A 12329-nucleotide genomic window follows, 5' to 3' on the forward strand; every position below is an offset into this window, starting at 1 on the left:
CCATTTAGCCGATCGGATGTTTGAGACATCGCCCCGGTTAAGCTAGAGCGCAGCAGATAGCCATGCGACCCGATATTCTCAATCCGCTCTTTGCCGAAATATCCCTGTTCAAGGGCATCGGCCCTGCGCTGGCCCGCCCGCTGGAGCGGCTGGGCCTCAAGCGCGCGGTCGATGTCGCCTTTCATCTGCCGGTCAGCTGGGTGGATCGGCACCTGACCGACAGGCTGGATTTGGCGGACGCCGGGCGGATCGTCGGGATCGTGCTGACCCCGGTCGATTATCGCGCCAGCGGCAGCGCGCGCGCGCCGTTTCGCGTCGATGCGGTCGACGCGCAAGGCAATCATGTCGCGCTGGTCTATTTCGGCCGGAACAGCGGTTGGCCGCGCAAATTGCTGCCGCTGAACGAAGCGAAATTCATCTCGGGCAAGCTGGAGGCCTATGGCGACAACCTCCAGATCGTGCATCCCGACTATGTCCTGCCACCCGAAGAAGGCGGCACGGTACCCGCGCGCGAATCGGTCTATGGGCTGTCCGAAGGGCTGACCAACAACCGGATGCGCGATATCGCGGCGCAGGCCCTGAGCCGTGCGCCTGACCTGCCCGAATGGATCGAGCCGAGCCTGCTGGCGCGCAAGGACTGGCCGACATGGCGCGAGGCGTTGGCGCGGGTACATGCCGATCCGTCCGACGCACAAGCGCGCGAGCGGCTGGCCTATGACGAGATTTTCGCCGGGCAACTGGCGTTGATGCTGGTGCGGCAATCGTCGCGCAGGCGGCGGGGCGTGCCGATCCAGGGCGATGGGCGGCTGCGCGACATGCTGAAACTGCCCTTTGCACCGACGGGCGCGCAGCGACGAGCGATCGGCGAGATCGAAGGCGACATGGCGCAGGCGACGCCGATGCTACGCCTGCTTCAAGGCGATGTCGGGTCGGGCAAGACGCTGGTGGCGCTGATGGCGCTGCTCAATGCGGTCGAGGCCGGGATGCAGGGGGCGATGCTGGCCCCGACCGAAATCCTGGCGCGGCAGCATCATGAGACGCTGCGGAAAATGGCGTCGGGCTTGCCGGTCGAGATCGCGATCCTGACAGGGCGCGAGAAAGGCAAGGTGCGCGAGGCCACGCTGATGGGGTTGGCGGACGGCAGCATCGACATTTTGGTCGGCACCCACGCCATCTTTCAGGAAGCGGTGCAGTATAAGAGTCTGGGGCTGGCCGTGATCGACGAGCAGCATCGGTTCGGCGTGGCGCAGCGGATGATGCTGGCGAGCAAGGCGGAGCGGTCGCCGCATCTGCTGGTGATGACGGCGACGCCGATCCCGCGCACGCTGACGCTGACCTATTATGGCGAGATGGAAGTGTCGCGGCTGGACGAGATGCCGCCGGGGCGTCAGCCGATCCAGACGTTGGTGATGGCCGCCACGCGACTGGACGAGGTGGTGGAGGCGCTGGCCCGCCATGTCGAGGGCGGGGGCAGGCCTATTGGGTGTGTCCGCTGGTCGAAGAAAGCGAGACGAGCGACCAGGCGGCGTCGGAAGCGCGTGCAGCGTCGCTGCAATCGCGGTTCGGGGATCGGGTGGGTCTGGTCCATGGCCGGATGAAAGGGCCGGACAAGGATGCGGCGATGGAGGCGTTTTCCGCCAATCGCACGCAGATATTGGTAGCGACCACGGTGATCGAGGTCGGCGTCGATGTGCCCAATAGCAGCCTGATCATCATCGAGGGGGCGGATCGCTTCGGGCTGGCGCAGTTGCACCAGTTGCGCGGGCGCGTGGGGCGTGGCGACAAGCCGTCCACCTGTTTGCTGCTGCGCGGCAATGCGCTGGGCGAAACGTCGCGCGCGCGGCTGGCGCTGATGCGCGAGACGAATGACGGGTTTCGGATCGCCGAGGAGGATCTGAAGCTGCGCGGGGCGGGTGAGGTACTGGGCACGCGGCAATCGGGCGAGGCGGCGCTGAAGGTGGCGACCCCGGAACATGTCGCCGCGCTGGTAGACAGCGCGCGGGACGACGCGCATCTGCTGATCGAGCGCGACGGCGGGCTGGACAGCGCGCGGGGGCAGGCGGCGCGGACGTGCCTCTATCTGTTCGAGAAGGATGCGGCCGTGGGGTTGTTGCGGGGCGGGTAGCTTTTTCTTCTCCCTTGAAGGGAGAAGGATATGGAGCCTTGCCGCGTAGCGGCTAGGCGGAGTTGGATGAGGGCGGAGCGGCGCGCATGCGATAGGCTGCTGCCCCCTCACCCAACTGCGACTAGGCAGCAAGCTGCCAAGTCTTGGTAACCCTCTCCCCCAAGGAAGAGGGATGCAGGCCAAAACATCTCGCACATGCGAAACAAAATCGCGCGTGCCCGCGTTGCCCCATCATGTCCGACATCAGCCTGACCCACATCACGCCGATGGCCGCGCTCTATATCGCGTCGTCGGTGGTCGTCGCCTTCCTCGTCCATTGGGCGCTCTACTGGATCGCGTTGCGGGTGGTGGTGCAATCGAAGATCGAGCCGGTGCTGTTGCCCGCCATATTCCAGCCGACGCGCTGGCTGGTCGTATTGCTGGCGCTGGGCGCGGGGATGCAGTCGATCGAGATGGGGTCACGTACCGAGGGCATATGGTCGATCGGGTCGCGCATGGTGTTCGCGCTGCTGGTCGGCTGGCTGATCCTTCGCGTGATGCGCGCGGGCAAGGCGATGCTGGAGGAGCGCGCCGACATCAGCGTCGAGGATAATCTGAAAGCCCGGCGGCGGCGGACCAAGATCAGCATCCTCTACCGCATCTGCCAGTGCATCGTCGGCTTCTTCGTCATCGCCATGATGTTGATCGCCATTCCGGGCGTGCGGACGATCGGCGTGTCGCTGATGGCGTCGGCGGGCCTTGCAGCGCTGGCCGTGGGTGCGGCGGCGCAACCTGCACTCAAGAACCTGATCGCGGGCGTGCAGATGGCCTTTTCCGAGCCGATCCGCCTGGACGATGTGGTCATAATCGAAGGCGAATGGGGCCGGATCGAGGACATCAAGCTGACCTATGTCATCGTGCGCATCTGGGACGACCGGCGTCTGGTGGTGCCGGTGTCCTATTTCCTGGAAAAGCCGTTCCAGAACTGGACGACCAAGACGTCGGACCTGCTGGGCACGGTGTTCCTCTATGTCGATCCGACCGCCGATATCGAGCGTATCCGCGCGCGCTTCATCGAGGCGGTGAAGGGCAACAGCCGCTGGGACGGGCGGGTCGCGATATTGCAGGTGACGGATCATCGCGCCGATGCGCTGGAACTGCGCGGACTGCTGAGCGCGCGTAATGCGGGCATCGCTTTCGACCTGCGCTGCGAGGTGCGGGAGGCGATGCTGACATTCCTGCGGACGGACATGCCCGAAGCGCTGGTGCGCGGGCGTCAGCGGGTGGAAGCGGGGGAGGGTTTCACCACTCTGTCCGGCGCGGCGGGATGAGGGACAGCATAGCGTCGTAGATGCGCGGTTCGATGGCCGTATAAAATTCCATGCCGACCCGATTGCCCTCCACCCACCGGATTTCCGCCTCATAATCCTTCACGATCGGCAGCCAGACGCTGACCCGCTCGCCCTTGAGCAGGTCGCCATCGGTCCGGCACATCAGGCCAAGCGAGGAGATGTTGATGATGCGAATGCTCTGGCTGCGGCCGCGCGCCGTTGCGTGGCTGACCATGTCGACCAGATCCCGCCGCGCACGGCGCTGATCGACCGCAGGGTCGCGCGAACCAAGGACATGGTCCAGATGGGCGAAGACGGATGACGTCATGATCCCGAGCCTAAGCGTGGGAAGATGGACAATTCACTAGGGGAAAGCGTTAACTGCGGGCTAACGCTTTCCCCTTTTGCCTATATGTCAGGTGACGATCAGGCCATGCTTCTTCGCGCCGAAGCTCAATTTGTCGCCCGCCTTGAGCATTATGGCGGGGTCGGTCACGACCTCTCCATTCACGCGGATGGCGTTTTCGCCAAGCTTGCGGCGGACTTCCTTGTTGGATGTCGCGAAACCCAGGCCGGTGACGGCCTGCACGACGGTCAGGCCGTCCGCGCCCAGGCTGACGGTCGGCAGGTTGGCGTCCGATGCGCCTTCCTCGAAGGTTTTGCGCGCGGTTTCGGCCGAGGCCCGCGCCGCGTCTGCGCCGTGCGCCAGCGTGGTGGCGGCATCGGCCAGGATCTTCTTGGCGTCGTTGATGTCCGCGCCCTCCAGCGCCTCCAGCCGGGCGATCTCGTCCAGCGGCAGGTCGGTAAAGAGGCGCAGGAAACGCCCGACATCAGCGTCCTGCGTGTTCCGCCAGAACTGCCAATACTCATAGGCGGGCAGGGCGTCGGCATTCAGCCACACCGCGCCGTTCATCGTCTTGCCCATCTTGCCGCCATCGGCGGTGGTGATGAGCGGGCTGGTGATGCCGAACACCTGCGTGCCGTCGACGCGGCGCGACAGTTCGATGCCGTTGACGATATTGCCCCACTGGTCGGAGCCGCCCATCTGGAGGCGGCAGGCCGACCGGCGCGACAGTTCCAGAAAGTCGTAGGCCTGGAGGATCATATAGTTGAATTCGAGAAACGAGAGCGACTGTTCGCGGTCGAGCCGCATCTTCACGCTGTCGAAGCTCAGCATCCGGTTGACCGAGAAATGCTGGCCGATGTCGCGCAGGAAAGGGATATATTCCAGCCGGTCGAGCCAGTCGGCATTGTCGACCATTATGGCGTCGGTCGGGCCATCCCCGAAGGTCAGGAATTTTTCGAACACCCGCTTGATGCTGGCGACGTTGGACGCGATCGTGTCGCCGGTCATCAGCTTGCGCGCTTCGTCCTTGAAGCTGGGGTCGCCGATCTTGCCGGTGCCGCCGCCCATCAGGACGATCGGCTTGTGCCCGGCCTGCTGCATGCGGCGCAGCATCATGATCTGCACCAGGCTGCCGACATGAAGCGAGGGGGCGGTCGGATCGAAGCCGATATAGCCCGGCACCACCTGGCGCGCGGCGAGGGCGTCCAGCCCCTGCGCATCGGTCAGCTGGTGGATGTAGCCGCGCGTGTCGAGCAGGCGGAGGAGATCGGACTGATAGTTGCTCATGGCGCGCGCCTGTAGCATTGCGGCCCGGCCGCGAAAAGCCTCCGTTCGTCCTGCGCTTGTCGAAGGACATCACTTCTTCCAAAAGAAGAGCAGGGTTTCGACAGGCTCAGCCCGAACGGAGACAAGATGACGCGATCCTCAATGCTAGCAATCGGCCTGATGTCCGGCACGTCGCGCGACGGGATCGATGCGGCGCTGATCGAAACCGATGGCGAAGGCGTGGTGACGCCGGTCGCCTTTCACGCCATGGCCTATGATGACGGGTTCCGGGTGCGGCTGGCCGAAGCGTGCCAGAGGGCGATGGCGATGGACGCGCCGGGGTTCGAACCGTTGCTGGCGGCGGTGGAGGCGGAACTGACCGAGCGCCATGTCGAGGCGGTGGCGGATCTGTTGGGGCGGGGCGGCTATATTGCGGAGGATGTGGGCGTCGTTGGCTTTCACGGGCATACGGTGGCGCATCGCCCCGAACGGGGGTGGACCTGGCAGATCGGCGACGGTGCGGCGCTGGCAGGAGCGTTCGGGATTCCGGTCGTGGCGGATTTGCGCAGCGCGGACGTGGCGGCGGGCGGGCAGGGCGCGCCCTTGCTGCCGGTCTATCATCGGGCGCTGGCGGCGGGCCTGCCCAAACCCGTGGCGGTGCTGAACCTGGGCGGAGTCGCCAACATCACCTCCATCGGCGCGGACGGGACTTTGGTGGCGTTCGACACCGGGATGGCGAGCGGGTTGATCGACAATTGGATGCAGGCCCATGGCGATGCCGCCTATGACGCGGGCGGGGCCTGCGCCGCGCGCGGGCGCGTGGATGCGGACCGGCTGGCGGCGATGATGACCGATCCCTGGTTTGCGGCGCCCCCGCCCAAGAGCATCGATCGAGAGCAGTTCAGCATCGCGGCGGTGGCGGGGCTGTCGCTCGAGGATGGCGCGGCGACGCTGACGGCCTTTACCGCGGCCGCCGTGGCGCGGGGCGTCGATCATCTGGCCGACCGGCCCACGCGCATCTACGTGGCTGGTGGCGGCCGACATAATGCAACGTTGATGACGATGCTGGAGGAGCGAACCGGGGTGGAGGTGCGGCCGGTCGATGGTCTGGGCTGGGATGGCGACGCGCTGGAGGCGCAGGGGTTCGCCTATATGGCGGTGCGGCATTTGGCCGGCCTGCCGATCAGCTTTCCGGGCACCACCGGCGTGCCGGGTCCGATGACGGGCGGGGTGCTGTTTCGGGCGGACTAGGGCATGATCCGATCCGATTGCATCGGCTCGACTGCTCCGTCCATCATCGTTTGCGCGTCAGTTCGCGCATCGCCGCGTCGATTCCCGCGATCGTCAGCGGATACATGCGGCCGTTCATCAGGTCGCGGATCATCTTCGTGGACTGGCTATAGTCCCAATGGGTCTGCGCGGCCGGATTGAGCCAGACGGCGGCGGGATAGGTGTGGGTGATGCGCCCGAGCCAGGTCGCGCCCGATTCTGCGTTCATATGTTCGACCGAACCGCCCGGATGGCTGATTTCATAGGGACTCATCGCTGCGTCGCCGACGAAGATCAGCTTATAGTCGTGGCCATATTTGTGCAGGATGTCCCAGGTTGGAATACGCTCGGCAAAGCGGCGGCGATTATCCTTCCACACGCCTTCGTAGAGGCAGTTATGGAAGTAGAAAAATTCCATATTCTTGAATTCGCCGGTCGCGGCGGAAAAGAGTTCCTCGCACAGGGTGACGAACGGGTCCATCGATCCCCCGACATCGAGGAAGAGCAAGAGCTTGACGGCATTATGCCGTTCGGGGCGCATGCGGATATCGAGCCAGCCCTGCCGCGCGGTGCCACGGATGGTTTCGTCCATATCCAGTTCGTCCGCAGCCCCTTCGCGCGCGAAACGGCGAAGGCGCCGCAGCGCGACCTTGATGTTGCGGGTGCCCAGTTCTCTGCTGTTGTCGAGATTGGCGAATTCGCGCTTTTCCCAGACCTTGATCGCGCGCTTGTGCCGGGATTCGCCGCCGATCCGGACCCCTTCGGGATTGTAGCCGCCATGGCCGAAGGGGGATGTGCCGCCGGTGCCGATCCATTTGTTGCCGCCCTGATGGCGTTCCTTCTGCTCTTCCAGCCGTTCCCTGAGCGTCTTCATGATTGCGTCCCAGTCGCCCAGCGATTGGATCTTCTCCATGTCTTCGGGCGATAGATATTTTTCGGCGACGAGACGCAGCCATTCCTCCGGGATGTCGGCTTCGACCCCGTCCTGGCTGAGCACGCCTTTAAAGACATTGGCGAAGACCTGGTCGAACCGGTCGAGCAGCCCTTCATCCTTCACATAGGTCGCGCGGGCGAGATAATAGAAATCCTCGGGCCGCCGGGCGATCACGTCGCGGTCGAGCGCCTCCAGCAGCAACAGATGTTCCTTGATGCTGGCGTTGATGCCGGCCGCGCGGAGGGCGTCGAGGAAGTTCAGGAGCATGGCGATGCTTTTCGGTCAGCAGGCGCAACGATGCAAGCATCCGTGTCGCGTGCGATTGTCCGAATATTAAGTGTTGCGATGCATGGTTAATCGGGCACTATCCATGACCAAGAAATAAAGCGGGGCAGGCTTGGAAAACAGGGACTTGTTGGCTGACCTGGGGGAACGGTCGGGCGACATCGCATTGCAGTGCAGCGAGACGGCTGGCTATCTGAGCGAATTGAACCGCCGGATTCAGGGCGACGTCGTGCATCTGGGCGACCTCCAGTCCAATATGGACCGGCTGGCAGCCAGCCAGAATGAGAGCGTCGCCGCCGCGCAGGAATTGAGCCTGACCGCGCACCGCGCCGGCCAGATCATTGCCGACGGGCATGATGTGATCGGCCTGTCGCTGGGCGAGGTGGCTGGCCTGGTCGAGCATGTCACTGGCCTGGAGGGCCATCTGCGCCAGTTTTTGAGCGTGATCGAGGCGGTGGGCGATATCTCCGAAGAACTGGGCGCGATCGCCCGTCAGACGCGGCTGTTGGGCGTCAACGCGGCGATCGAGGCCGCGCGGGGTGGCGCGGCGACCCAAGGCTTTGCCGTGGTGGCGGACGAGATCAGGCGGCTGGCGGGGCAGGCGAGCGAGTCGTCTGCGTCTGTGGGGGACAAGCTGAGCCAACTGGATCGCGATGCACGCCGTCTGATCGATGGGGTGGAGGCCAATATCGTGCGCGGCCGGGGGGCAGGCACGCATATCGACCGGCTACGCCTGAGCATGGCGGAGATCGCTTCGCTCGTCACCCAGTTTGGCGAGCGGTCCACAGCGATCGTCACCTGCACCGACGCCGCCGATGGCGATGTGAGCGCGCTGCGTGAGGGGCTAGGCGCGTTCAGCCGATCAGCGAGTGACAATGCCGCGCGCGTCGATGTCGCCCGCGAAAAGCTGGAAGGGTTGGAGGGCATGGCCAATGCGATGCTCGACACCGCAGCGCATGGCCCGCAAAAGACGCGCAACAGCCGCTACATCGCGCTGGCGGAAGAGGGCGCGGAAGAGGTCGGCGCGCTGATCGAGCGCGCGCTGATCGATGGTCAGATCAGCCTGCCCCAGCTGTTCGACACCGATTATCGCCCGATCGCGGAATCGGGACCGACCCAATATCTGAACGGCTTCACCGATTTCGCCGATCGGGTGCTGAGGCCTGTGCTCGACCAGCGGACGGGTGAGGACGGGGCGATCATCGGCTGCTGCCTGCTCGACATGAACGGCTATCTGCCGACCCATATCAGCGCGCGATCCCAGCCGCAGCGACCGGGCGCATTGGCGTGGAACATGGACAATGCGCGCAACCGGCAGATTTTCATGGACGGCCAGACCCGCAAGGCCTTGCAGGAAGACGGCGATTTTTTCCTCTACACCTATCGGCAGGATCTGGGCGAAGGCCGCTATCGCGCGTTGCGCAGCGTGTTCGTGCCGTTGATCTTCGGCGGGCGGCGCTGGGGGCTGTATGAGGTGGGTTATCTGATCTGATCAGCGGGCCTTCTGCGCCAGGTGGCTGATCGTTACGTCGCCATTGGCGGCGTAGGTGGCGACGGCGCCGGCCTGTGCGGTTTGGGGGTCTTTGCCGTCCAGGATCGCGGCGATCTGGCGCGAACTGGGGACACCGTCGTAAAGACCGTAGAGATCGGTTTGACCCACCATGTGGATCGACAGCTTATAGCCTTTCGCATCGGTGGCGGGATCGAGGGCAAGCACGGTGCCGCTGTCATCGACCGGCACGATGATCGCGCCGTCGCTGCGGCCCGTCTGCTGGAGCATGTCGTAGCTGCCGTCGGCGGTTTTCACCGTGCCGCGAATGCACAGCGAATCCTTGCCTTCGCGCGGGATGCGCACGGCCTGCGGCGCGGCGTCCTGCGATGGCTTGGCCGGGGTCAGCCGGGCGTCGGCGGTGGGTGCGGCCGGGCAGGCGGCGAAGCTGGCGGGGGCGGTCGCATGCACGCCGGCTGGGTCTTCGACCGACAGATTGGCGAGCATGCCGTCGAGGCCGGCTAGCACTTCGCTGCGTCGTTCGGTCGGGCCGGTCACGCGGACCTTGACGATCCAGCGTCCGGCATGGACGAAGCCCGCTGCCGTCGTCAGCGCGCCATCGGCCGCATCGTCATAGACGGCGCGGATCGCCCCGTCGGCGCGGCCCGCAGCGGGGGCGGTGGCATAGGCGGTGCGGCGCGTCTTCGTGCCGAACCGGGCCATCACGGCCTTGTCGGTCATATAGGCGGCGAGCGAAGCGTCGGCATAGGTGGGCAGATAGACATAGAGGGTCGCCTGTACGGCGCCGTCTTCGGACAGATATTGCGCATAATTGTCCACGGCGCGACCGCCGTTCGACGCTTCGCCGCTCTTGGAGAGAGAAAGGCCGGCAACGGTCTGGGGCAGGCTGACGCCCGCGGACGCTGCGCGGATCGCGTTGTCGGTCGGCGTCCAGGCTTCGGTGTCGGCTGCCTGCGCAGGCGACAGGGCAGCCAGGCACAGGGCGGCCGCCGACAATGATGCTGCAATGAGTCCCTTGGCGCGCTTCGGCATCGTCATCACTCTCCAGATCCCTACCGTCTTGGCGCGGCATTGAACTATGACAGGGAGGCTACAGACTAATCCGGAGCGCGCAAGCGCCTATTTATAGATGGGTGCCGGATTCAGGCGATGGGCGGAAGCTGAGCGGGATAGAGGGGCAAGTCAGGATCATGATGCGCCCAATCAGGAGCGGCGTCGGTCCAGATCACGGCCTGCGGAGCAATGAGCGCGGGATCGTCCAGCGCACCGGCGCGGATGAAGAGAATGTGCGGGCGCGATTCGGCCTTGCTGAACAGGGGCGTGCCGCAGGCCGGGCAAAAGCCGCGCTGCATGGCGTTACCGCTGTCGGCAGTGCTCGCGTGCCAGCGTATGTCGCCGCTCGTCGTCACCTTGTCCGAAGGGAAGCCGACATTCACGGTCGGGCCACCGCCGCCCAGATATTGGCAGAGGCGGCACCAGCATTGGCGCGCGGCGATCGGCTCTGCGTCGATCGTGATGCGGACGGCGCCGCACAGGCATCCGGCTTTGTGGGGCATGGGAACTCCTTGTCAGTTACGGCAGTAGGTTGCCCACCCCGCTGCGACTGACGCGCGACGCGCATCAGTCTCGCTACAGAATTTCAACGCCCCTGTCGGCGCGCCATGAAGGCCAGGCGTTCGAACATCATGATGTCCTGCTCGTTCTTGAGCAGCGCGCCGTGCAGGGGCGGGATCGCCTTGGTCGGATCGCTGTTTTGCAGGACGTCGAGCGGCATATCCTCGTTCAGCAGCAGTTTCAGCCAGTCGAGCAGTTCGCTGGTGCTGGGCTTCTTCTTGAGGCCCGGCACGTCGCGGATGTCATAGAAAATGTCCATCGCCCTGGACACGAGGATTTTCTGAATGCCGGGGAAATGGACGTCCACGATGGCCTGCATCGTGTCGCGGTCAGGGAATTTGATATAGTGGAAGAAGCAGCGGCGCAGGAAGGCGTCGGGCAATTCCTTTTCATTGTTCGACGTGATGATCACGACCGGGCGCTCGGCCGCCGCGACCGTCTCGCCCGTTTCATAGACGTGGAAGGCCATGCGATCGAGTTCCTGCAACAGGTCGTTGGGAAATTCGATGTCGGCCTTGTCGATCTCGTCGATCAGCAGCACGGGCAGACGGGGGGAAGTGAAGGCCTCCCACAGCTTGCCCTTGCGGATATAATTGGCGATGTCGTGGACGCGCGCGTCGCCCAGTTGCCCGTCGCGCAGGCGCGCTACGGCGTCATATTCGTAGAGGCCCTGATGCGCCTTCGTCGTGGACTTGATGTTCCATTCGATCAGCGGAGCGTCCAGCGCCCTAGCGATTTCCTGGGCGAGGACGGTCTTTCCGGTGCCGGGTTCGCCCTTTACCAGCAGCGGGCGGCGCAACAACACCGCCGCGTTGACCGCGACCTTCAGATCGTCGGTGGCGACATAATCCTGCGTGCCTTCAAAGCGCATTCCGGCTCCCATCTGCTGCCTGTCCTGACGGACATGATGGCATGGACCTTAACGGACATGGCCTGGCATTGCGATGGCGTTTAGTCGGCCTTTGCGCGCACGTCGGCGCGGGCGGAAAGGAGATCCCACAGGCCGCGATGCTGGTTGAGCAGCTGGCGCGCGCCGAACTGGATCGCCCGGTCGATGGCTTCGTCGCCGCCGATGGCGCGGGCGACGGTCAGCGTCTCGCTGCGATCGGGCAGGGCGCAGGGATGGGGTTCCAGCCCTGCGCGCAGGGCCGCCATGTCAAGGACATGGCGCACGGCGCGCCAGTCGAGCACCAGCGCCATCGCCGCGCCCAGCGCGCATCCGCGCCGGTCGGACTGGGCGAGCATGTCGAGCGCGTGGCGCTGCTGGCTGACGACGGTTTCGCAATCGGCCTGGCCCGCCGTGCTGGGGGCGGGGCCGACAGCGACCGTGACCTGCGCGAGATAGGCGCGTTCCCGCGCGAAGGCGTCGCCTGCCTCGATCAGCCATAGGCGCGCGGCATTGTCGGCTGAACGGGTGGCGGCATGATCGATCACGCCGGGGTGGCGACCATGGAGCATGCAGAGATAATAGGCGGCGTCGGCCAGATCGGACAGCGAGAGCAGCGTATCGCGCGCCACGCCGGTGGCGGCGCGATTGGCATAGGGATGGGCGGCCGTTCCATCGGCGGCGACCAGCGCCTCCAGGATTTGCGCTATGTCGCCAAATTGATAGCGCGGTGCCGCTTCGCTCATGCTCAAATCCCTGTGATGCCCCGCATGCGCAGGCTGTG

General features: G+C 65.0%; 10 protein-coding genes and 1 pseudogene. 4 read left to right on the top strand and 7 right to left on the bottom strand.

The features are described 5' to 3' along the window. The first annotated feature begins 62 nt into the window (after window positions 1-62). Window positions 63-2125, top strand: a pseudogene (gene recG / locus U5A82_RS10385) (ATP-dependent DNA helicase RecG). Between the two features lie 233 nt (window positions 2126-2358). Further along, entirely contained in the window at window positions 2359-3435 is a 1077-nt protein-coding gene (locus tag U5A82_RS10390; protein WP_326290659.1) for a mechanosensitive ion channel family protein, read from the top strand. Here the strand turns inward: U5A82_RS10390 and U5A82_RS10395 are convergent. Beyond that, the gene (locus U5A82_RS10395) at window positions 3407-3763 is read right to left on the bottom strand and encodes a PilZ domain-containing protein (protein ID WP_326290660.1); all 357 of its coding nucleotides are present in this window, start codon (window positions 3761-3763) and stop codon (window positions 3407-3409) included. The genes U5A82_RS10390 and U5A82_RS10395 overlap by 29 nt on opposite strands. 87 nt (window positions 3764-3850) lie before the next feature. Then, a complete protein-coding gene (tyrS, locus tag U5A82_RS10400) occupies window positions 3851-5068 on the bottom strand; it encodes a tyrosine--tRNA ligase (RefSeq protein ID WP_326290661.1) in 1218 nt (405 codons plus the stop codon). A 141-nt stretch (window positions 5069-5209) separates the two neighbouring features. On the opposite strand from tyrS, the gene U5A82_RS10405 reads away from it, so the two are divergent. Further along, window positions 5210-6298, top strand: a complete 1089-nt coding sequence (locus U5A82_RS10405; RefSeq protein WP_326292904.1) for an anhydro-N-acetylmuramic acid kinase — start codon at window positions 5210-5212, stop codon at window positions 6296-6298. 43 nt (window positions 6299-6341) lie between these two features. Here the strand turns inward: U5A82_RS10405 and U5A82_RS10410 are convergent, their stop codons facing one another. Next, complete coding sequence (locus U5A82_RS10410) at window positions 6342-7517, bottom strand: vWA domain-containing protein (RefSeq protein WP_326290662.1); 1176 nt, start codon at window positions 7515-7517, stop codon at window positions 6342-6344. Between the two features lie 145 nt (window positions 7518-7662). Between U5A82_RS10410 and U5A82_RS10415 the strand changes: the two genes are divergently transcribed. Beyond that, window positions 7663-9027 (top strand): methyl-accepting chemotaxis protein, encoded by a 1365-nt coding sequence (locus tag U5A82_RS10415; protein ID WP_326290663.1) that lies wholly within the window; start codon window positions 7663-7665, stop codon window positions 9025-9027. Here U5A82_RS10415 and U5A82_RS10420 read toward each other — a convergent pair whose 3' ends face one another. The 4 genes from U5A82_RS10420 to U5A82_RS10435 all read right to left on the bottom strand — a co-directional run bounded on the left by U5A82_RS10420 (window position 9028) and on the right by U5A82_RS10435 (window position 12291). Continuing rightward, window positions 9028-10077, bottom strand: a complete 1050-nt coding sequence (locus tag U5A82_RS10420; protein ID WP_326292905.1) for a hypothetical protein — start codon at window positions 10075-10077, stop codon at window positions 9028-9030. Between the two features lie 110 nt (window positions 10078-10187). After that, on the bottom strand, window positions 10188-10601 hold the full coding sequence (locus U5A82_RS10425) for a GFA family protein (RefSeq protein ID WP_326290664.1): 414 nt from the start codon (window positions 10599-10601) through the stop codon (window positions 10188-10190). Between the two features lie 83 nt (window positions 10602-10684). Next, window positions 10685-11530: an AAA family ATPase gene (locus U5A82_RS10430; protein ID WP_326290665.1), complete on the bottom strand. Its 846-nt coding sequence runs from the start codon at window positions 11528-11530 to the stop codon at window positions 10685-10687. A gap of 80 nt (window positions 11531-11610) precedes the next feature. After that, window positions 11611-12291, bottom strand: coding sequence for a DUF6975 family protein (locus U5A82_RS10435; RefSeq protein WP_326290666.1), 681 nt, complete (start codon window positions 12289-12291; stop codon window positions 11611-11613). Window positions 12292-12329 lie beyond the last annotated feature (38 nt).

This window comes from Sphingobium sp. CR2-8 (assembly GCF_035818615.1).
GTDB lineage: Bacteria > Pseudomonadota > Alphaproteobacteria > Sphingomonadales > Sphingomonadaceae > Sphingobium.

Bases quoted from the DNA above. Each gene is read 5' to 3' on its own strand.
- U5A82_RS10405 (WP_326292904.1), top strand. From the start codon at position 5,210: ATGCTAGCAATCGGCCTGATGTCCGGCACGTCGCGCGACGGGATCGAT.
- U5A82_RS10390 (WP_326290659.1), top strand. From the start codon at position 2,359: ATGTCCGACATCAGCCTGACCCACATCACGCCGATGGCCGCGCTCTAT.
- U5A82_RS10395 (WP_326290660.1), bottom strand. From the start codon at position 3,763: ATGACGTCATCCGTCTTCGCCCATCTGGACCATGTCCTTGGTTCGCGC.
- U5A82_RS10410 (WP_326290662.1), bottom strand. From the start codon at position 7,517: ATGCTCCTGAACTTCCTCGACGCCCTCCGCGCGGCCGGCATCAACGCC.
- U5A82_RS10425 (WP_326290664.1), bottom strand. From the start codon at position 10,601: ATGCCCCACAAAGCCGGATGCCTGTGCGGCGCCGTCCGCATCACGATC.
- U5A82_RS10420 (WP_326292905.1), bottom strand. From the start codon at position 10,077: ATGCCGAAGCGCGCCAAGGGACTCATTGCAGCATCATTGTCGGCGGCC.
- U5A82_RS10430 (WP_326290665.1), bottom strand. From the start codon at position 11,530: ATGCGCTTTGAAGGCACGCAGGATTATGTCGCCACCGACGATCTGAAG.
- U5A82_RS10435 (WP_326290666.1), bottom strand. From the start codon at position 12,291: ATGAGCGAAGCGGCACCGCGCTATCAATTTGGCGACATAGCGCAAATC.
- tyrS (WP_326290661.1), bottom strand. From the start codon at position 5,068: ATGAGCAACTATCAGTCCGATCTCCTCCGCCTGCTCGACACGCGCGGC.